Source organism: Psychrobacter sp. AOP7-C1-14 (assembly GCF_052376135.1).
In the GTDB taxonomy this organism is placed as follows: domain Bacteria; phylum Pseudomonadota; class Gammaproteobacteria; order Pseudomonadales; family Moraxellaceae; genus Psychrobacter.
In genome coordinates, this window is record NZ_JBQSVH010000017.1 from 43,302 (window position 1) to 64,457 (window position 21,156).

At 43.2% G+C, this 21,156-nt stretch carries 18 protein-coding genes; 10 read left to right on the plus strand and 8 right to left on the minus strand.

Annotation, left to right across the window (positions count from 1 at the left end; genetic code table 11):
* Positions 1-45 precede the first annotated feature (45 nt).
* Positions 46-783, minus strand: coding sequence for a dienelactone hydrolase family protein (locus tag ACT3QN_RS10915; protein ID WP_444523397.1), 738 nt, complete (start codon positions 781-783; stop codon positions 46-48).
* 235 nt (positions 784-1,018) lie between these two features.
* Here ACT3QN_RS10915 and ACT3QN_RS10920 point away from each other — a divergent pair, with 235 nt between their 5' ends.
* The gene (locus ACT3QN_RS10920; protein WP_444523411.1) at positions 1,019-1,540 is read left to right on the plus strand and encodes a YcgN family cysteine cluster protein; all 522 of its coding nucleotides are present in this window, start codon (positions 1,019-1,021) and stop codon (positions 1,538-1,540) included.
* 51 nt (positions 1,541-1,591) lie between these two features.
* On the opposite strand, the gene ACT3QN_RS10925 is transcribed toward ACT3QN_RS10920, so the two are convergent.
* On the minus strand, positions 1,592-2,926 hold the full coding sequence (locus ACT3QN_RS10925; RefSeq protein ID WP_444529211.1) for an Lnb N-terminal periplasmic domain-containing protein: 1,335 nt from the start codon (positions 2,924-2,926) through the stop codon (positions 1,592-1,594).
* 286 nt (positions 2,927-3,212) lie between these two features.
* Here ACT3QN_RS10925 and ACT3QN_RS10930 point away from each other — a divergent pair, with 286 nt between their 5' ends.
* The 5 genes from ACT3QN_RS10930 to ACT3QN_RS10950 all read left to right on the plus strand — a co-directional run bounded on the left by ACT3QN_RS10930 (position 3,213) and on the right by ACT3QN_RS10950 (position 10,687).
* On the plus strand, positions 3,213-4,112 hold the full coding sequence (locus ACT3QN_RS10930; RefSeq protein WP_444521560.1) for a CBS domain-containing protein: 900 nt from the start codon (positions 3,213-3,215) through the stop codon (positions 4,110-4,112).
* Positions 4,113-4,402: 290 nt separating this feature from the next.
* Entirely contained in the window at positions 4,403-5,977 is a 1,575-nt protein-coding gene (lnt, locus tag ACT3QN_RS10935; protein WP_444523399.1) for an apolipoprotein N-acyltransferase, read from the plus strand.
* A 192-nt stretch (positions 5,978-6,169) separates the two neighbouring features.
* On the plus strand, positions 6,170-6,610 hold the full coding sequence (locus ACT3QN_RS10940; protein ID WP_444523400.1) for a hypothetical protein: 441 nt from the start codon (positions 6,170-6,172) through the stop codon (positions 6,608-6,610).
* Positions 6,611-6,910: 300 nt separating this feature from the next.
* Positions 6,911-8,479 (plus strand): peptide MFS transporter, encoded by a 1,569-nt coding sequence (locus ACT3QN_RS10945; protein WP_444523401.1) that lies wholly within the window; start codon positions 6,911-6,913, stop codon positions 8,477-8,479.
* Positions 8,480-8,869: 390 nt separating this feature from the next.
* Positions 8,870-10,687 (plus strand): aminopeptidase P family protein, encoded by a 1,818-nt coding sequence (locus tag ACT3QN_RS10950; protein ID WP_444523402.1) that lies wholly within the window; start codon positions 8,870-8,872, stop codon positions 10,685-10,687.
* 141 nt (positions 10,688-10,828) lie between these two features.
* On the opposite strand, the gene ACT3QN_RS10955 is transcribed toward ACT3QN_RS10950, so the two are convergent.
* From ACT3QN_RS10955 to ACT3QN_RS10965, 3 genes are all read right to left on the minus strand, one after another.
* Complete coding sequence (locus tag ACT3QN_RS10955; protein ID WP_444523403.1) at positions 10,829-11,641, minus strand: hypothetical protein; 813 nt, start codon at positions 11,639-11,641, stop codon at positions 10,829-10,831.
* Between the two features lie 127 nt (positions 11,642-11,768).
* Positions 11,769-13,103, minus strand: a complete 1,335-nt coding sequence (fabF, locus tag ACT3QN_RS10960) for a beta-ketoacyl-ACP synthase II (RefSeq protein WP_444523412.1) — start codon at positions 13,101-13,103, stop codon at positions 11,769-11,771.
* Positions 13,104-13,256: 153 nt separating this feature from the next.
* Entirely contained in the window at positions 13,257-14,615 is a 1,359-nt protein-coding gene (locus ACT3QN_RS10965) for an anhydro-N-acetylmuramic acid kinase (protein WP_444523404.1), read from the minus strand.
* A 143-nt stretch (positions 14,616-14,758) separates the two neighbouring features.
* Between ACT3QN_RS10965 and tyrS the strand changes: the two genes are divergently transcribed.
* Both tyrS and ACT3QN_RS10975 read left to right on the plus strand, forming a co-directional pair.
* A complete protein-coding gene (tyrS, locus tag ACT3QN_RS10970) occupies positions 14,759-15,970 on the plus strand; it encodes a tyrosine--tRNA ligase (protein ID WP_444523405.1) in 1,212 nt (403 codons plus the stop codon).
* A 99-nt stretch (positions 15,971-16,069) separates the two neighbouring features.
* A complete protein-coding gene (locus ACT3QN_RS10975) occupies positions 16,070-16,297 on the plus strand; it encodes a DUF1653 domain-containing protein (RefSeq protein ID WP_444523406.1) in 228 nt (75 codons plus the stop codon).
* A 97-nt stretch (positions 16,298-16,394) separates the two neighbouring features.
* Here the strand turns inward: ACT3QN_RS10975 and ACT3QN_RS10980 are convergent, their stop codons facing one another.
* Complete coding sequence (locus tag ACT3QN_RS10980) at positions 16,395-17,363, minus strand: alpha/beta fold hydrolase (RefSeq protein ID WP_444523407.1); 969 nt, start codon at positions 17,361-17,363, stop codon at positions 16,395-16,397.
* Positions 17,364-17,584: 221 nt separating this feature from the next.
* On the opposite strand from ACT3QN_RS10980, the gene ACT3QN_RS10985 reads away from it, so the two are divergent.
* Positions 17,585-18,253: a hypothetical protein gene (locus tag ACT3QN_RS10985; RefSeq protein ID WP_444523408.1), complete on the plus strand. Its 669-nt coding sequence runs from the start codon at positions 17,585-17,587 to the stop codon at positions 18,251-18,253.
* A gap of 69 nt (positions 18,254-18,322) precedes the next feature.
* On the opposite strand, the gene ACT3QN_RS10990 is transcribed toward ACT3QN_RS10985, so the two are convergent.
* Together ACT3QN_RS10990 and upp are read right to left on the minus strand one after the other, a co-directional pair.
* Positions 18,323-19,072 (minus strand): SDR family NAD(P)-dependent oxidoreductase, encoded by a 750-nt coding sequence (locus ACT3QN_RS10990; RefSeq protein ID WP_444523409.1) that lies wholly within the window; start codon positions 19,070-19,072, stop codon positions 18,323-18,325.
* A 73-nt stretch (positions 19,073-19,145) separates the two neighbouring features.
* Positions 19,146-19,805 (minus strand): uracil phosphoribosyltransferase, encoded by a 660-nt coding sequence (upp, locus tag ACT3QN_RS10995; RefSeq protein ID WP_201600324.1) that lies wholly within the window; start codon positions 19,803-19,805, stop codon positions 19,146-19,148.
* 395 nt (positions 19,806-20,200) lie between these two features.
* On the opposite strand from upp, the gene ACT3QN_RS11000 reads away from it, so the two are divergent.
* The gene (locus ACT3QN_RS11000; protein WP_444523413.1) at positions 20,201-20,839 is read left to right on the plus strand and encodes a DNA glycosylase; all 639 of its coding nucleotides are present in this window, start codon (positions 20,201-20,203) and stop codon (positions 20,837-20,839) included.
* Positions 20,840-21,156 lie beyond the last annotated feature (317 nt).

Sequence of the window (21,156 nt, forward strand, 5' to 3'; positions counted from 1 at the left end):
TCAAATGGCTTGTTGTTTAAAACAAAATCTTATAAACGATGATTCTTATGCCAAGTTGGCTTTCATAAACTCAAGCATGTTTTCCCAGCTTTGTTTAGCAGCCGCTTCATTATAGCCAAGATCTACTTCGTTTTTGGCAGCACGCTCATCGGCTTGCGGATTGGTAAAGCCATGCTTAGCATTGTCATAGACATCAATAGTGTAATCAACATCAGCTGCATCTAGCTCTGATTTTAGACCTTCGATAGCATCCATTGATACCATTGAATCATCACGACCATGAGCGACTAACACTTTTGCGGCAAAGTTTTTGTCCGCTGGCTGTTTTGCCGATGGGTTACCGTGGAAAGTTGCGACTGCTTTTAGTGGCATACCTTCACGGGCCATGTCTAGTACTACTTTACCGCCGAAGCAGTAACCAATTGCACCCAAATTGTCACCGTCGACTGATAGCTGGTCACTGAAGTCATTGAGGATTAAGCGGCAGCGAGACATTAGCATGTCTTGATCGGCAAGTACTTGCTCCATCCACATATTTGCCATTGCCGCATCAGTGGTTAATTTACCTTCGCCGTATACGTCCATTGCCACAGCCGCATAGCCTGCTTCTGCCAAACGCTCAACCACTGATTTTGGATGGTCGACTACGCCCCACCATTCTGGTGCAACTAAGATGCCTGCTGCTGGTTTTTCATCTGATGCGTCCTCTGGTAGTGCCGCATAGCTGATAAGTTCAACGCCATTCTCGGTAGTACTGATTAATTCGAAAGTCTTAATTGACATATTATTGTCCTTTTTTATGTTGTGAGTTTTAATTATTTGTCATTGTGATGGTTCGTTTTCCTAACTCGTACTACCTTAACGCCCATGTCTAGCAAAAACAGCTATAATACTGTAACGCTCTTTATCAAAATGCTACTGCGACTTTATGACTATAAGCTTATTAAACAAAAATCATGACCAATTAGACTTGAACTCAGGTCTCGATTCAGCAGTCACGCCTGTGCAATCGGTAAGTTTGTCTCCTGATAGTGCTGATGTCGATTCTAGTGCTGATTCTGATTCTAGGTCTGAGCCACTACGCCCGCAGTTTTGGTCGCGATTTGCGTTAAACGAGTTAAATCATAGCGAGTGGGAAGCATTGTGTGATGGTTGCGGCAGTTGCTGCTTGATCAAATACATCGATAATGATGCCGATGAAGAATTGGTTGAATACACCGATGTCACGTGCCAACTGATGGACTGCTCAACCGGATATTGCAGTCACTATGCAACGCGTCAAGAGTACGTACCCGATTGTATTCAGCTGACTATGGAAAACTTGCCAAATATGATGTGGCTACCGTCACACTGTGCTTATAAGCGCCTGTATAAGGGGCAGGGGTTACCAAGTTGGCATTTGTTATTGACCGGGGATGCAGTAGTGACACAGCAGCAAATGCGAGCGGCCAACGTAGGTGTCGCTGGTCGCTGTGTCACTGAAATCGGCATGTCTGATGAAGAGATGGAAACGCGAGTAATTAATTGGGTTAACCCTTAGTTCAGCGTTGTCTCAAGTTGATTTAATTACAAGAAAGCATTTCTACCAGTGTTAGTCAGATGCTTGAGCCGTAGATTTGGCTTTTGCTTCAGCACTGGTTTGTGAGTTTGCCAATGATGGTATCGGTATATCTTGACGAATCTGTTGCGAAAATTCGCTACTATTTTTATCTCTACCAGCGCTAGACTGTGAGTCAGCTTGATTATCAAAGCCCCTTGCTTTTGGATTGATATGAGTACGTTCGTACCATGTGTTCATTGACCAAGGCTGGTTGTCTTTTTCGGGGGCTGCATCCAACATGCCCACATCGTATAGATAGTTTGGTAGCCAACCAGACACCCAAATACGATAATCCCATGGCAAGCGATCGCCACTCACGATACGCGCCATATAAAAGATAATATTGGTACAGTTACTGACCAATGTATTGTACCAAGCAGGTTCGGCATTCAAATCATCAGCCGCCGTTAGGTAAGGCTCAAACAGAGACCTCACTTCATGCTGTTGCAAATTACTGATAGGAAACATATAAACCTGCTCACCGCGCGCATTGCTGCGGGTATAGATAATATCACGCTCTTCTGCGGCAATTAGGCTCAGCTCATAGCGTCGAAAAAACCCAGCTAGCGCCGAAAAAGACTCGCCGTCTTCTTTACGAATTTCAAATGAGAAGGCAAGCGGTCTATCATCTTCAAATCGAAAGCTAACCAAGGTATGAGCAATTAGCGGCCCCATCCAGTAAGAGTTGGTCACATCGACACCTGAGAGTTTAGACAAATCAATCGTACGGGTATCCCAATGCTCATTAGCGTTTGCTTTGGTCTGCCAATCAAAGTTACGTACATTGGTTAAAGTAATCAAATCAGGATTGGTCGCATCGCGCTCATAGGAAACTTGCCGGTCGACCTCAGCCATCCATTCTCGATCTTGTTTAGGCTCGATAGAAAAAAACCAACCTAGACCCACCAGCCAAACAGCGCTATATATTCCGATAAGTACCTTGGTTGCTGCGCCTTTGCTAATTGATTTTTTATTAGACCATGAGTTATTTTGCAATACTCTTGTGACAGCCTCCCAATAACGTGTGCTCAACAATGCGGCTAATATACTTGCAATCGCTATTGTCGCAAGCCAAGTTAATACTGAGCTGATGCCGTACTGATACCAAATCGCTAATAGCAACCAAATTGCTGATAACAACAACGTAACGGTAATCAAAAAAGTCACAAGATGCTGTCGCCATTTAGACTTTGGCTGCCTACTTTCTGGTGTGTGGCTTCCTGATATTTTACTTTCTAATTTTTGGCTCTCTGAGTCGCGACTGTCTATAAGTCGACTGCGTGAACGCGACGAAAGCAAGCGAGAAAAAACGGAACGTAGCGACATAAGGTTTGTTTTGATAAATAAAGGCTTTGACCATAGCAAAGTTTATAACACGCTGACAATATAATTTGAGTGAATTTGTCGTTGAATGTCGGTGAGCCTTGAGATAAAGTGAAGCTAATTTGTATTAGCAAATTTATTATTTATCCATTAATTAATAATAAACCAGCTATTTTATTTATTACTTTTATCCCCATCTAGGCTCTACTTGTTTTTTATTGAGTATTGTTCGTTTTTTATCGAATATAACTCCAATTTTTATTAACTAAAGAGGTTAAATCACACCATCATGTCTGACGACACTCCCAGCCCGAGTAGTTGGTCGATGCGCGGCTTAAAACGCTGGCTATCGACCGCCCCCGAAACCCGTGATGAATTGATTCGTCTGGTACAAGACTCGCGCCAGTTTTTAGAGCCTGATACGGTCGATATGTTAGAAGGCGTGCTAGATTTGCCTGCGACACAAGTTCGCGAAATCATGACACCGCGACCACAAGTGGTTGGCCTGCATGAGAGCACCAGTCTTGCCGAAGTGATGGACATCATTCTTGATACCACTCACTCGCGCTACCCCGTTTTTGACAGTCAAGATGATGATGCAGTTATCGGCATCTTATTGGCAAAAGACTTGATTCCGATTCTGGTACATATGGTCCGCAACCAAGAAGACAAAATTGACAGTAAGCGTCTTAGAGATTTGGTGCGCCAACCATTGTACATCAGTGAAACGGCGCGCTCTGATACTTTGCTACGCTCATTGCAGCGCACCCAAGTGCATATGGCGATTGTCGTTGATGAGTTTGGTAACTTTGGTGGTGTCGTCACCATGGAAGATTTGTTAGAAGAGATCGTCGGTGACATCGTCGATGAGCATGATGACTTTGATGAAGACAGCGATATTAATAATATCGTTCCTGATCCAGAAAAGCCAAATACATGGCGCGTCCAAGCGTCTACAGTGATTGAAGACTGTAACGATGAGCTTGGTAGCCGTTTTGACGATACCGATGTCGATACGATGGGTGGTTTGGTCATGCAAGCGCTTGGCTTCGTGGGTGATTTAGAAGGTGAAAGCGTCATGATAGATGACTGGCAAATTACCATTACTGATGTAGAAGGGCGATTTATCCAAAATTTAGAACTGACTAAAATCAATGACGAGCAACAGATATTGATAGGTAGCCACTAATGTGCTCATCTGGTTATAGCAAATGACCAATGAATACAGTTCCTGACCATCTCGTTTCTAGCAAATTCAATAAAAAACACGATGAAAAATCGTGTTTTTTGCTTTCCGCCTTTTACTTTTTAGAATGAGGTTTTAGCTACGCAAATTTACCCACTTGTAGATTTTGACTGGTATCATGGGTGGGTTTTATTTGTGGCTCTGCATAAAGCATTATGCAGTCAGGTTTTGCGTGAGTTTTATCTCACAGCTTAGCTGAGAAATTTTAGAAAATATGGTTTTGGATAACTGCTATGCGTCTGTCTACTGTTGATTTGCAAAAACGTCTGAACCCCGATAAACCAAAAGGTTTACATATGGGATTGACGGTACTAATAGCTTGGCTGGCAGGGGCAGCTTTTATATTCGCGCTCGCGCCTTATGGTATTTGGCCAGTTGCTTTGGTATCACCTGCTATTTTATATGCGTTATTGGTGCCAGCGATGACGGGTCGCCGCGCCTTTCTAATTGGTCACGCCTACGGTACGGGGCTGTGGTGTGTTGGTGCGTTTTGGTTGTACACATCTATTCATGTCTATGGTGATACACCCGCATGGCTTGCGCTGATTATGATTGCGCTTATGGGTCTGGGTATGGGCTTGTTCCATGGATTTTTGGCGCTAATATTTAATCGCGTGGTTGGCAAGCAGCCATTATCTTTTGCTGCCCTTTGGATACTTCAAGAGTGGATGAAAACTTGGCTATTTACAGGTTTTCCATGGCTGTTTGTCGGTTATGCATTTACTGAACAGTACTGGCTGTCCTCGCTAGCACCTGTGGCTGGCGTCTTTGCGGTTTCCTTTGTAGCGGTACTATTGGCTGCTAGTATCGTTGAGCTACTACGTCGACGCGCTGGTTATATGATTCCATCGATAGCATTGTTAATCATTAGTAGCGCGCTATGGCTGATCAATCCGCAGTGGACCAAACCAAAAGGTACCCCTGATTTATCAGTGTCTTTGATTCAGGGTAATATCCCGCAAGACCTAAAATGGCTTACCGAATATCAGATTGAGACGCTAAAAATCTATGCAACATTGACTCGTGACGAGTGGGGGCGTGACATTGTGCTGTGGCCTGAGTCTTCGATTCCTATGTTTCAGACAGAAGCCGTTGGTTTTATCAGTGAAATGGTAGAAATGGCCAAAGAGACTGACACAACATGGGTGACAGGTATTCCATATAAGGATGAAGCAGCATTTGATGCCAGTACAGATAAATATCCGCCATTTTATAATAGTGTGGTCGCGCTAGGGGCAGAGGCGGAGGGTTTGTATAAAAAGCAGCGCCTAGTCCCATTTGGTGAATACATCCCATTTGAAGGCGTGCTTGATATTTTGCCTAATCTAGCAGGTAGCCAAGATATCATGAGCTATAGTCGCGGTAGTGATCAGCAGTCACCGCTACGTGTGCGAGGGCATAATTTAGGTGCAGCTATTTGTTACGAAGTGGCGTATCCAGATACCACGCGCAAAAACGCGATTGGCACAGACTTCTTATTAACCATCTCAAACGATGCTTGGTTTGGTACGTCAGCAGGCCCATTACAGCATCTACAGATGGTACAGATGCGTGCGTTAGAAAATGGCCGCTGGTTTATGCGTGCGACCAATACAGGGGTAACGGCTATTATTGACCATAAAGGTCGTATCGTAGAGCGTGCACCGCAGTTTGAACGTACTGTCTTGCGCGGTGATATTCAGGCACGAGTTGGCAACACGCCATTCATGCGCTTTGGTCAGTATCCTATTTTGTTTATCATGGCACTGTTGCTGATACTTAGCTATTTGGGTAAAAGACCAAAGACTCCAGTACGTTTGGCTAAGTAATATTGTGATGTGAGAAGTATGGGTTTCGAGTGATGGACAGCTTGTTAAGCAGTTGGCTGTCACAAGTGCCAAAAACGAATGTTAGAATTGTGAATAATAAACCCTTTAAATACTTAAGGGTTTTCACAAATCAGTATAAATTGCGATATAATAGGTCAATATTTCAAATATTTTGTGCAAGGTGGATAAGGTATGTCAGAAGGTATCGTCAATAACAATCCAAAAAAAGAGCTGTTATTCGCTTTAGGTGGCATTGCCATGTTCTTAGGTATTGTCTTACTTATTGGTATTTCTGCATTTTTGCGTCCAGCAGGCGAGCATATCACTGCTGAGACAACTGAAGCGTCAGCTGCGGCAGAAGCCACTGCTACCGAAGAAGAAGCGGCTCCAGCAGCTGCAACAACAGAAGAACCGTCAGATGCTGCAGCACCTGATACTGCAGCAGATGCAACCGTGACACCAGCGACAGATGCAGACAGTGCAGTTGTTACTGCAGAAGCTGGCACAGCAACTGCCTCTGGCACTGTGAGCCAAGCCGCTGTTGCCGATGCTGAGTTGACAGCTGAGCAAGCGGACGGTGACTTAGAGGCTGGGGATACTGGCGAAGCTACTGAAGAGAACGCAGCACAGTAGTCTATATTATAAGTATGTCACTGATTCAAAGTAGTACTACTCAATGATAAAATAAGCTGTATTATGAAGTCTATATCAACAGTGCTGTAAGTATAATATTACTGGCCTATATGGTCAGAAAAAGATCCCGTTCTCAACCATTGAGAGCGGGTTCTTTTTTATGAGTATTTGTGTAATTTTTAACCAACTTTTTCTTTACTTGCCTATAACCAAGTGAAACAATGTTCCGCCTATATGACCGTCCACCTGAATAGTCAGGGTTTTGGTCATTACAAATATGATCTTTAAAGGAATAAAGTTATGGGCACAGAAACAAAATCGGGGGCTAGTGCAGCAGAGCTAGAAGCACTAGACAATGGCTTTATGGGACATCCTGCGCCCTTACGCTCATTGTTTTTTACCGAAATGTGGGAGCGATTCTCCTATTATAGTATTCGTCCACTATTAGTTTTATTTATGGTGGCAACAGTGAGCAGTGGCGGTTTTGGCTTCAGTGAAGTCACCGCTTCTGCTATTTATGGTATTTTTGCGGGTTCGTTATACTTAGCAGCAGTACCAGGTGGTTGGCTAGCAGATAACTGGCTAGGTCAAGAGCGTGCATTGTGGTGGGGTAGTATCATTATTGCCCTTGGTCACTTGTGTATCGCGCTTTCAGCGATGTTTGGTATGACGCTGTTCTTTGTTGGTTTAATCTGTATTGTCTTAGGTTCAGGGTTATTTAAGACTTGTATCTCAGTGATGGTTGGCGCCTTGTATCCTAAGGGCGACTCTCGCCGTGATGGCGGTTTTACCTTGTTTTATATGGGTATTAACATCGGTGCGTTACTGGCGGCACTTATCGTTGGTGTATTCAAAGAAAAAGGCATGTGGCATGTCGGCTTTGGCGTTGGTGGTTTGGGTATGCTGGTTTCATTATTGATCTATCGTTTTGTGGCACAAAAGAACTTAACGCGTTATGCACGCGCCAAAGGCATCTCTGCCGAATGGGAAAAGTCCAATGACCATTACAAAAACATCGGTCGCTGGGTTGGTGGCTTCGTCGCGTTGCTAGTAGCTGCAGTGCTACTAGTGTCTACCGGTATGATATCGTTCAACCCTGAGATGGTTGCAGAGTATATGACGTATATCATTGCTGCGGTGGTCATCTTGTATTTTGCTATTATGTTTATCTCCCCGCGATTGGATAAGACTGACAAACTACGCTTGTTGATTTGCTTTGTCTTAATCATCGGTTCGACGCTGTTTTGGTCAAGTTTTGAACAGCAGCCAACGTCTTTTAACTTATTTGCCGATCGTTATACCGATCTAAATGTTTTAGGATTTGAGATACCAAGTATTTGGTTTCAGTCATTGAACCCGCTATTTATTCTAATGTTGGCGCCTATCGTCAGTATTATTTGGGTCAAGCTTGGCAACCGAGGTCTTGAGCCCAGCAGTATGGCTAAGTTTGCACTCGGTATGCTACTTGCAGCCGCAGGTTTTGCTTTGATGATTTTTGCTTCAAAAAGTATTTTAGCGCCTGGTGCTGGCTTGGCATCGCCATTATGGTTGGTTGGTAGTTTATTATTATTGACGCTAGGTGAGCTAGCATTGAGCCCAGTTGGTTTATCTGCCATGACAAAGCTGGCACCAGAGGGTATGCAAGGGCAAATGATGGGGCTGTTCTTTGCCTCTATTGCTATGGGTAACTTGGTCGCCGCATTCTTCGGTGGACATGTATCTGCTGACAAAATCGAAGGGCTTCCAGGCCTATTTACCACCATGACCGTCTTCTTGGTAGTTACCGCTGTAATATTATTGATACTAGCAAAACCTATCAATAAAATGCTCAAAGAAAGTGAGCGTGAGAAACAACTGGCCAAGCAATAAGATAGTCTGATGTACATTTGTGAATAACAACAGCACAAATGACGCATGACGAGACGTGTTACCATGACTGGTAGCACGTTTTATTGTTTTAGTTAGTGATATATTTGGCACAAGCTATTGAAAGCTTACTATCCGCCCAAACATCTAATAATAGCTCACTACAAGCATCAGTACAGTCTCTTATAAGGCTATATTAAATTAGTTTTCTATTCTCAATATTTAAAAAATTATTCAAATAGATATAGGTAGATAAGTAATTACTATCGATAACAAATGTCTTATTAAAACTAAAGCAGTATCAATAACTCAAACAAGACAACTATTAGAACAAGACGATTATCAGCAATCGCGTCATCATCATATTTCATAACATCTATAAGGACACATTTAATGAATAAACAAGCCATTCACGAACGTATTGCTAATTTACGTAGCACCTTAGCAGCGCAAGATCTCACCGCAATCATCGTACCCTCTGCTGATCCACATTTATCTGAATACCTACCAGAGTACTGGCAAGCACGCTTATGGCTGTCAGGCTTTACCGGTTCTGTCGGTACGCTAGTCGTGACTGCTGACTTTGCAGGTTTATGGACGGATAGCCGTTATTGGGTACATGCTGCTGATCAGTTAGAAGGTACAGGTATTACCTTAGAAAAGCTTGCGCCAGGTCAGCCAAATCATATCGATTGGTTAGCCGAGCATTTGCAAGAAGGAGATAGTGTGGCAGTGGATGGTAATGTGCTGTCTATCGCTGAGCAAGATCGCCTGTTAAATGCTTTTGATGCCAATGATATTACTTTGATCACTGAGCGTGATGTGCTGACAGAGATTTGGACAGATCGCCCAGCACTACCAGCGGCCAAGTTATATGCCCATGATGAGCAGTTCCTTGCTCAGTCGGCTACCTCGAAACTTGCTGCAGTACGCGAAGGTATGGCAGAAGCAGGTGCGACCCATCATTTACTTTCAAGTCTAGACGATATTGCTTGGTTGACGAACTTGCGCGGCGCTGATGTTGATTATAATCCGGTATTCTTGTCACATATGTTGATTGACGCAGACAATGCAACGCTGTTCGTTGATAACGATAAAGTGAGCGAAGATATCGCACAGAGTCTAAAAGACAGTGGTATCACACTGGCAGGCTATTCCGCTGTACAGGATGCATTGAGTGCATTAACGCCAGACGACTTACTATTGTTAGATCCGAGCAAAGTTGCAGTAGGTACACTCTCAAAAATGGCGGATGATGTTGGTTTTATCGAGCAAATGGCGCCTAGTACATTGCTTAAATCTGTGAAGTCAGATGCAGATATTGATCATGTGCGTGAAGCTATGCGTCAAGATGGTGCTGCTTTGGCTGAGTTTTTTGCTACATTTGAACAGCGTCTAGCAGACGGTGAGCGTTTAAGTGAGCTAGATGTGGATAGCATGCTAATAGATGTACGTAGTCAACAGCCACATTATGTCTCACCAAGTTTCCCGACTATCGCAGGTTTCAATGAAAACGGTGCATTGCCACATTACCGCGCTACGCCAGAAAACTTTAGCTACCTTGATGTGGCCGAGGGCGAAGGCGGATTACTACTGATTGACTCAGGCGCACAATATCAAAATGGTACAACAGATATCACCCGCGTAGTTGGTATCGGGCAAGTAAGCTCTGAGCATAAACGCGATTTTACTACTGTCTTGAAGGCCCATATTGCCTTGGCGAAAGCGCATTTTCCTGATGGTATTGCCTCACCGTTGATCGATGCCATTTGCCGTGCGCCGTTGTGGCAAGCACAGATGGATTATGGTCATGGTACGGGTCACGGCGTTGGCTATTTCTTAAACGTACACGAAGGCCCGCAAGTCATCGCTTATAGCGCTAGCACACCAAAAGAGCGCGCGATGAAAGTCGGTATGATTTCTAGTAATGAACCAGGTCTATACCGCGAAGGCAAATGGGGTATCCGTATCGAGAACTTGGTAGTGAATACGCCAGTTACTAAACCTACTGAGACCGAGTTTGGTGATTTTTTAAACTTTGAGACCATCACTTACTGCCCAATCGATACGCGTCTGATTGAGCCGTCGTTGTTGGATCAAACTGAGATAGATTGGTTAAATGACTATCATAGCCAAGTCTTCGCAGAGCTAAAAGATCGTGTTGAAGGCGCAGCGCTTGAGTGGTTGACTGAACGTACCAAAGCCATCTAATACCAAGCTCAAAACATTAAACAAAAGCAATAAAAAGCCCCGTAAATGATTTACGGGGCTTTTTATTGTTTGTTGTCTAATACTTACTACTGAGCGGTTATTTCTAACGGTAAGTCTAATATTGAAAAATATACACTGTTGTTAGTGAATGCTTTTCTTAGCAGCTTTGTTGTTAGCAGTTGAGTCATTCTGTTCGCTAAAGTGTTGGTTGACCTCAGCACGTAGCCAAGACTTTAGATTTTCAGACATTAGCATCATTTGTTCACTTAAATAGTCATCAATCTGTGTTTCCAGCTCACGGATTAGCTGTTGATGTGTCGCATCTAGCTTCGCGTCTTTTAATGCCAAGTTAATCGCTGCACTGGCTTTGTTGTTGATATCTTTAATGTGATTATCACTAAGCGCCTGTGTTTGTTCACTAATAGTTTTATTATCGCTAGCGTTGTCCTTAGTATTAGTTGTTTCTGATGCTAACTTTTCAGTCTTTGCACTAGATGCGTCAGCAACAGCGCTATCTGTCACGACTTTATCTGTGTTTGATTTCTCTACATCATTAGCAGGCAGCTCTTTATCGTTGTCTTTCTCTAACGCTGCCTGCTCATTCTTTTCTTGTTCTTCTTGAGCTTTTTCTGCTTTACGTGTGGCTTCTTCTGCCTCTTTTTTCTTTTGCTCTTCTTCTAGTTTTTGTTTTGCAGCGGCTTCTTCTTGTTCTTGTTTATCCGTGATCGCTTTAGCAATGGCTTGCTCTGCATTGTAGTTATCATATAGCTCGTTTACATGAGTATCTAAATCATGGGTGTTAAAAGTAAAGTCTTCAAATGAGGTGTCAGATTGCAGCAGAGTAGTGATGTCTTTTAGTTCTTGGGTAATAGCTGCACGTACTGGCTCAGGTGCACACGTCCAGCGTTGATAAAACTGATGGGAAAATGAGTAGCTTGACATGGTATCTTCCATAAATGTTCCAAAATTTACCCCTTATCATACGCAAGTACGATAAGGGGCTGCAAGTGGACAAACGTAGCAAATCTGACACCAACGTTACAACGCATTCATTACTATGCGCTGAGATGTAGATAGATGGCTATTTATTGACAGGCCAGCGAGCAAATACCAAGGAACCATTAGTACCACCAAAGCCAAAGCTGTTAGACACTGCATACTGTAAGTTATCGACTTTGCGTGATTTATTAGCCACATAATCGAGGTTACAGTTGTCTTCGACATCGTCTAGATTAATCGTCGGTGGCACATGCTGGTTCTGTAGAGCGAGTACGGTGAAGATGGCTTCAACCCCGCCAGCGGCACCAAGTAAATGTCCCGTCATTGATTTAGTTGAGCTGACTAAAATACTGTCTTTCACAGGTGAGAACACAGTTTCGATCGCAATAGACTCAGCCACGTCACCAGCAGGGGTGCTAGTGCCATGCGCATTGACATAACCTACGCTTGATGATTCGATACCAGCATCGTTTAGTGCATTTTTCATCGCTTTTGCTGCACCGCTACCGTCTTCTGGTGGTGCAGTAATATGGCCAGCATCATCGCTCATACCAAAACCGACTAGCTCTGCTAATATCGTTGCACCGCGTGCTTTGGCATGGGCAAGGCTTTCTAGTACCACGACACCAGCACCATCACCAAGGACAAACCCGTCACGACCTTTATCAAATGGACGTGAGGCTTTGGTGGGTTCATCGTTGCGGGTAGAGAGTGCGTGCATCGCACTGAAGCCTGCTATACCAAGTGGGCTAGAGCCTTTTTCACTACCACCAGCCAACATAACATCAGCATCACCATAAGCGATCAAACGAGCGGCAAGACCCATAGCGTGAGTCGCCGTGGTACAAGCAGTTGATGTCGCAAGGTTTGGGCCCTTTAGCTTATGCTTAATCGCTATCAGTCCTGCTGCCATATTGACGATAGAGCCTGGGATAATAAAAGGTGAGACTTTGCTTGCACCTTTTTCGTGTAGGGTATCACGGCTGTTTTCAATCGTTTGGATACCGCCAATACCTGAACCTAAGATAATGCCAAAGCGATCTTGGTCAACGCCTTGTACAGGTGCATCAGCAGCACTAACTTCATCGATGAAACCAGCTTGCTTCAGTGCCATGGCAGAAGCGGCGACCCCATAATGCATAAACTCATCATAGCGACGCGCATCTTTGGCATTCATATATTGCTTGGCATCAAAATCCTTGATCACGCCTGCGATTTGTGCACGATAGCCTGTGGCGTCGAAATGCGTAATTGGTGAGATACCACTCTCGCCATTGAGCAATTTGGCCCATGAGCTATCGACGTCTAAACCGAGCGGCGTAATAGCACCCATGCCAGTAACTACGACGCGAGTATCATCAGAGCGCTCATAGTGAGGTGGTTTTTGACGCGATTTGTGTACAGGTGCTGCAGTCATATTATTTTTGTCATCAGTGGTGGCTTGGTCGACAGGTGAACTACTATTCTGGCTCATGCGATATATCCTATACTTACAGGTCCTAAGAGAATGGCGTTTCAAAAGTCATTATAAAACACATAGGTGCACGTATGTAAACTAAAATTTAACTGGTCAGGCGAAACATACTTGACCCAATACCACACCTTTATTTGCCCCTGTGACAGCGGGTAAATTGCCAGTTTCACCCATTAGTGTTTGTCTGGCTAACCATGCAAATGCAACAGCTTCTACCCACGTTGGCGCAAGCCCCAAATGTTCAGTGGTTTGTACGGTGTAATGAGGTAAGTGTGCTTGCAGACGTTTCATTAAATAGTCATTCAATGCGCCGCCACCGCAAACATAGACCGAGCTGTTTTTGGAATCACTGATAAACATATTGATTTGCGTACTGGCACTGATGGCCGTTAACTCCGTCAAGGTTGCTTGCACATCGGCTGCTGAATAACTGATGTTAGCATTGGCCTGCTCAAAAGCTTGTAGCTCACCTTGCAACCAAATTAAGTTAAAGTCTTCACGGCCTGTACTTTTTGGGTGAGACTGAGCAAAAAATGGATGTGTCAAAAGTTGCTGTAATAATGGTTCAATGATGGTTCCAGACTGCGCCCAAGCGCCACCTGCGTCATAAGCATTGTCAGTATGCAACGAGGTCCACGCATCCAATAATAAGTTGGCAGGTCCAGTATCGTAGCCAACAACTTGATCTTCCTCATTAGCTGGCAAGACGGTTATATTAGCAATACCGCCTAAGTTTAATAGCACACGCGTGCTATCAGGGTTGGTAAACAATGCCTGATGAAACGCAGGTACTAAAGGCGCACCTTGACCGCCAACTGCCATGTCACGACGACGGAAATCACTGACCACGCTGATGCCTGTGCGCTCAGCAATGATATTAGCATCGACCAGTTGCAAGCTAAAACCCATCTGCGGACGATGGCGTACGGTTTGTCCATGACAGCCAATCGCTAGTACTGACTCAGGATCGGTATTTGATTGCTGCAATAAAGTATTGACCACTTCGCTCGTGAATTCAGCGTACGCACGGCTTGCCCAGCCGAACCAATCTAATTCACTGTTTGGTTCATCGGCCTCTGGTACAAGTTGATTCACACCATTAGGTTGGCATAATGCTAATAGTACTTCGCGCAGACGTAGCGGAAAGTCTTGGCTATAAGTCGTAAGCAGTCGCATTGGTGGTTGGGTGTTGTCTTCGTTACTTATCTCAGAATTAAACTGACAAAGGACCGCATCCATACCATCTAAACTGGTGCCAGACATCATGCCGATGTATAAGCCATCATCAAAGCTTTCAAACACCGTTTGTTCAAGTGCATCGGTCAGAGAGGCATAGTTCGAATTATCAGAAGTCAAATCATCAATATCGTCTGAAGAGTTATCTAAACCATTATTCATAAGTAAGTCTACAAGGGCATTATGGTCAGTATCAGCAATCGATGCGGGGTTGGTCATGGCAATTTACCTTAAAAAACGCTAGTATATCCGTCAAATTCTAGCATTTTTTCCAACCTTTTGAGGTTCTAAACTTCCTAAGGTGTTGAGCCAGTAACCGTCATTCACAAAAATCCCAATTAAAGTGATATATAGAGAGCATCATGACCCATCAAACTTACACCCTAGAAGAACAACTGGCCCTTATTCAGCGTGGTACGCAAGAGATATTATCTGAAGATGACTTAGTGGCTAAGCTAAAACTCAATCGTCCGCTACGTATCAAGGCAGGCTTTGATCCTACTGCACCTGATCTGCATTTGGGTCACACTGTGCTGATTAATAAACTCAAGCATTTTCAAGACTTGGGTCATGAGATTTATTTCTTAATCGGTGATTATACGGCTAAGATTGGTGATCCTTCTGGCAAAAACAGCACGCGTCCGCCATTGACTGATGAGCAAATCAAAGCCAATGCCACGACCTATGCTGAGCAAGTATTTAAAATCTTGGATAAAGAAAAAACCCGCGTGGTCTTTAACTCTGAGTGGTTCAATGACATGTCAGCGGCAGATATGATTCAGCTCGCCAGTCAGCAAACCGTTTCACGTATGCTTGAGCGTGATGACTTCTCTAAACGCTATGCATCACAAACGCCTATCTCAATCCACGAGTTTTTGTATCCGCTCGTACAAGGTTATGACTCTATCGCGCTAAAAGCTGATGTCGAGCTTGGCGGTACTGACCAAACTTTTAACCTACTGATGGGACGTACGCTACAAGGTCGTTATGGTCAAGAATCACAAGTTTGTATCACCGTACCAATTTTAGAAGGATTGGACGGCGTTAATAAAATGTCTAAGTCGCTAAACAACTACGTGGCTATCTATGATGCACCAGGCACCATGTACCAAAAAATACTGTCTATGCCAGACACGCTGATCCATCGCTATTTTGAATTTTTAAGCTTTAAGCCAATGCAAGAAGTGGAAAGTTTGATGCGTGAAATGGAAGATGGCCGTAACCCACAAGAAATCAAACGTATCTTAGCCGAAGAGCTAATCGAACGTTTCCATGATGCTGATGCCGCTGCTAATGCGCACAAATCTGCTGGTAATGTTTTAGCAGATGGCGAGCTACCAGTTGACTTGCCGGAAGTAATGCTTGATTTAGAAGGGCAAGATGCGTTATTCATCACTCAAGTATTGAACCAAGCTAAGCTAGCTAAAAACAACTCAGCAGCCAAAGACATGGTAAAACGTGGCGCGGTAAAAGTAGATGGCGAAGTGGTTGATGGTGGCTTTAGTCTCACCTCAGGTCAAACGGTCGTCATTCAAGCTGGCAAAAAGGCTTACGCAAAAGTGACGGTTGCTTAGATAATCTACAAAAATGATTAAAAGCGAGGTCGGCAGTAATTGTCGACCTTTTTTATGAAGCGACAATTATCAGCCATTTTTTAATAGTAGGAGTTTGCTATGACAAAAACCATCTCTCAAGGCATCTACCGCCACTATAAAGGCAGCCTTTATCAAGTATTACATACGGCACAGCATTCAGAGACTGAAGAATCGCTTGTGGTATATCGTTGTCTTTATGGTGAGTATAGCGTGTGGGTTCGTCCGCTTGCGATGTTTACTGAAACGGTCACGGTTGATGGTAAAGAAACTCCACGATTTGAGTTGATTCAAGACTTAACCGATTAGTTTCAGTTTTTTGTGAACACATCTCACAGCTGACTCAACAAAAAAGTGACTTTTACAGTCGCTTTTTTTATGTCTGCCCGACCTAGTTTCTTAAAGTTCAATTACGCAAAAATCGCTTTAAAACATTATAAAATGCCACAGGTGCATCCATTGGTACAGCATGGCCCGATGTTGGCAAAACAATACTGTGGGCATTTGGAAGCAGAGTGGTTAAACGCCGTTGCCACTCTGCATTATATAACTGTGAGCGCTCACCAATCAGTAAGGTAGTCGGAATATTGACCGTTGGCAAAACGTCGCGGTAATCGTAGGGCAATGCAACATAAGCCGATAGGCAACGCAGTTTGTGTTGCCAAGTCGCGTGTTCCATCAATGAGATTTTGTGTGGTGCCCGATAACTAAGGGCTTTTACCAATAATTGTGAAGGTCTGCTACTGACAGACAGCAGAGAAAAAGAGCGCTCCATGTCTAATAAGTTTGCTTTTAATCGATAGGGCAAGTGACGGAAATCAACCATTTGCTCCGCTTGTAGATAAGGAGCGGTGTCGGTAATTAACTGTGTAAATTGCGCAAACAACTCGCTTTGTCGTGTACCAAATACGCCGCCACCTTGCCAGTCTGGTTGATTATGAATAATTGGTGCTTGGTCAATATTCAGATAACGACTCACGCGCTGAGTACCAAAGCGCTGAAAATACGCCCACATGACCAATGCCCCCATCGATATAGCGGCAACAGGAAAAGCCTCAGAGCCAGTTTCTTTGCTCACGTATTCAAATACTTCTTGAGTATCTTGTGCATATTGTTCAATAAAATCAAACGTTGGCATGGTCAGATCACTGGCCAAACCAAACCCCCTAAAATGCGGCAAGTAAAAGCAGTGGTGTTGAATCAGGGGTAAAATAAATGGCATGAATTGTCTCGCATCCATACCAAAAGCGTGCAGTAATAGGACAGGTTTACCTTTGCCAATGACAGATACGGGCATTGCCGTTCCGTCAGCAGTATCTATATGTATCGTCTTTAATTGATAAGGAGTAGGAAGGGGTAGGAGGTTTTTTTTCATAGAGTAATATCACTTTGATTTATTAAACTGTCTCGATCAACCTAAATAAAGGCGTTTTGCTGCAAAACATGTCACTACAAAGTAGTTATACCGTCAATAAAAGACTGCTATATTAAAGCAATTATCTGACCATAACATAGAATTTGGCTTATGCTGAAAGTTGTTAGTAAGCATATACCAATGCTATTTAATGACTGAAATGATTGTTGAGGATAAAATCCATGAGCAGATCAACATTCCCATTACTCGATAGTAGCTTATATCCACAAGTTTGGCAGCAGCAGACATTTACCAGTCCGCAAGCGCTTTTGCTGTCGATGCTATCTGCTATTTTAGATGCAAATATCACAATTGATACCAGTGCTTTTACTAAGCAGTTATTGGCAGATGATGTTTATCAAGAATGGATTAATACCACAGTATTCGGACGTTATCTTCATCGTAACTTCACGGCATTTTATCAGCAGACAGAGGATGGCTTTAATACCGATATGCCTGCCATATTTCGTCAAGAGCTGGTACGGCATGCGCAATATCTACCACTGAAACAGGTATTGTTTTTTGCAGGAGATATGCACAAAAGTGTAAGGCAGTCGAAAACATTGACCACTACTGTAAATCCAGCGACTGCACTCATAAATGCTCAGAAAATGTCACAGAAATTAGACGTGAATAATTCAAAATTAATCATTAATCAGATAACCATCACTGGCAAGCAAGTATTGGGATTTGCCATACGACATAATAAACGCACTAGTGAGCGTCTTCGTAACGAAGTACTAATTTTGGATTTTCAGGATTTGCTTCTGGTTAATGAGCAGACACAGGAAGCCACAAAAAAAAGCAATATAGATAACTCTATATTGCTTCGGTCTTATGAACTACGCTAACAAGGTCGGTGTTGATAAGTGATATATCGATAATTAATGCCAGTATGATAACTAACACAGCAAATAGTATTAACCTTGCTTGGCAATCGTCAGTCCATTATAGGTCTGAGCAACTGGCATCACTTCTAGGCGGTTAACGTTAATATGAGCAGGCGATTCGATTAGCCATAATAAAATATCGCCGATATCTTCACCTGTCATGGTTTTAAAACCGTCATAAACCTTGGCCGCTTTGTCATCGTCACCATGATAGCGCACGTTTGAAAACTCAGTGCCAGCCACGTTGCCAGGTTCAAGATTGGTCACACGCACTTGGGTGCCAATCAGATCCGCTCGCAAGTTTAAGCTGAATTGTTTTACAAACGCTTTAGTGGCGCCGTAAACGTTACCACCAAAATAGGGCCAGCTACCAGCAATCGAACCGACGTTGATAATATAACCGCTATCGCGATCGACCATCGCTGGCAAGACGGCATGGGTTAACGCCATCAAACCTTTAATATTGGTATCAGTCATGCGCATCCAGTCATCAAGACTGGCTTTGTGAGCAGGCTCTGTACCAAGTGCTAGTCCAGCATTGTTTACCAAGACATCTATTTGATTAAAACCGTCAGGTAAGTCTGCGATTATTTGCGGGATAGAAGCCGTATCACTTACATCCATAACCACGGGTAAAAAAGCCTCACCTAGAGTCTCTGCCAACGCATTCAGTTTATCAAGGCGTCGGGCGCAACCAATCACGCGATGACCATTAGTAACCAAACGCTCTGCCAACGCTTTACCAAAACCCGCGCTTGCTCCTGTAATCAATACGTTCATTATCTGTCCTTATTGTTGATGCTGTTTGCTGTTGCCATAACTTTGATGACGGCTTTATTTACCCTAATGCGATTTATCTGTTAGATAACTGCTTACCAAAAATCTTATCACCAGCATCACCCAGACCTGGGATGATATAACCATGCTCATCTAAATGACTGTCTAATGCAGCGGTATAGATAGTCACGTCAGGATGCGCTTCATTTACCAAACGTACGCCTTCAGGTGCAGCCACTAATACCAATGCTTTAATGTTAGTACAGCCATTTTTCTTTAGCATCTCGATGGTCGCAACCATTGAGCCGCCTGTGGCTAGCATTGGATCAATGATCAGCGCAGGACGTTTGTCCATGTGGCTAACGAATTTTTCAAAGAACGGGACTGGCTGTAGCGTTTCTTCATCACGCTGTAGACCGACCACAGAGATTTTAGCAGTAGGGATCAAATCGAGCACCCCATCAAGCATGCCAATACCTGCACGTAGAATCGGTACGATAGTCGCCGTTTTACCGATGATTTGCTCACCAGTAATTTCGCCACACCAACCCTGCATTGGGAAGGTTTCAATTTCAAAGTCACGGCTTGCTTCATAAGCCATCAAGCGCGCAAGCTCTTTGGTCAATGTACGAAATTTATAAGTACTACAGTCTTTTTCGCGCATGAGGCTGAGTTTATGACGGACTAGTGGATGATCGATTACCGTAATTTTTAAATCGCTGTTTAAGTCACTCATAAGTACTCTCTTGGTTTCTTGTCTGATGCTTGCGCAGTTACTGCGGTTGCTATTAGTATAAAAGATACAAACACTTACCACACTTTAACCATGTTTTTAGCACACAAATAGTAAAGTTAAAGCTTCAATAACCAAGCTAACTAACTACTCTATGACAGTGCTCATTTAGTGCAATAACAATATCTACGTTCACAGTTGCCATCAAAGCCTAAGTAAAGTGATGTCGCGCCATTTAAGTCAACCGATTAAACCGACTAAGTTTGACTAGATAACGTGATTATAAATGAGGTAGTGTTTAGACTTGCTATGATACCAAAAAAACCGCTTTTCTGATGAAGAATATCATGACTATAAAAACACCAAGTACCCAAAAATCCATCGATAATAACTCGACAATGTCTAAAAATAGAGCCACAGAGCTTGAAACCCATCCTTTTGAGCCTGTCTTACCGCCCAATGCAACGGTCATGATGATGGGCACTTTTCCACCGACTGCGGATAAATGGGCAATGAGCTTTCATTATCCCAACTTTTATAATGATATGTGGCGGATATATGGTCGAGTATTTTTTGGTGATGCTGACTATTTTAGAGTAGGCGATGAGAAGCGATTTGACCCTGAGCGTATTCGCGCCTTTATGTTTGAACGCGGTATAGCTTCTTGTCCGACAGTAAAACAAGCTATTCGTGAAACGGGTAATGCTTCGGATAAGAATCTAACAGTAGTCACACCTGTTGATCTAGATATTATCTTGCCACAAGTGCCAAAGGTAAAGACACTGTTCACAACAGGAGGTAAGGCGACAGAAGTACTGCTTGGATTATTAGATGAGCCAATTGCCAAATCAAAACATCCAAAAACCAATCAAAGTATGCATTACCCTTATCAATGGCAGAATGCGGATGACAAAAAAATGGATGTTAATGACTTGAGCTTATATAGACTGCCTTCGACCTCACGTGCTTATCCGCTCTCATTGGATAAGAAAGTCGCTGCGTATAGAGCGTTTTTTGAAAAAATTGGTAAGTTATAAAGTAAAATTAGAGAAATGGTGTCACTAATAGAAGGTAAAGCTCAAAGGTAGTGAAAGGTATTTATCTAGTAAAGCTGAACGTTTTTGATATCAGGAAATATGGCAAATAGCATATTTATAGTCAGTCTTTAAGCCTATTGAAATTAACCAAATCATAACCCCTTGAAAAAAATAGCAATTTATTCACCTCTTAAAATAAACCTAAAAACATTAATAAAACAGGTTGACACTGAGTATAAACTCTCTATAATACGCCCTCATCAAGACGGACAGGACAACTTATATGTAGATTACATATAACTAACCTGGTTAACTTT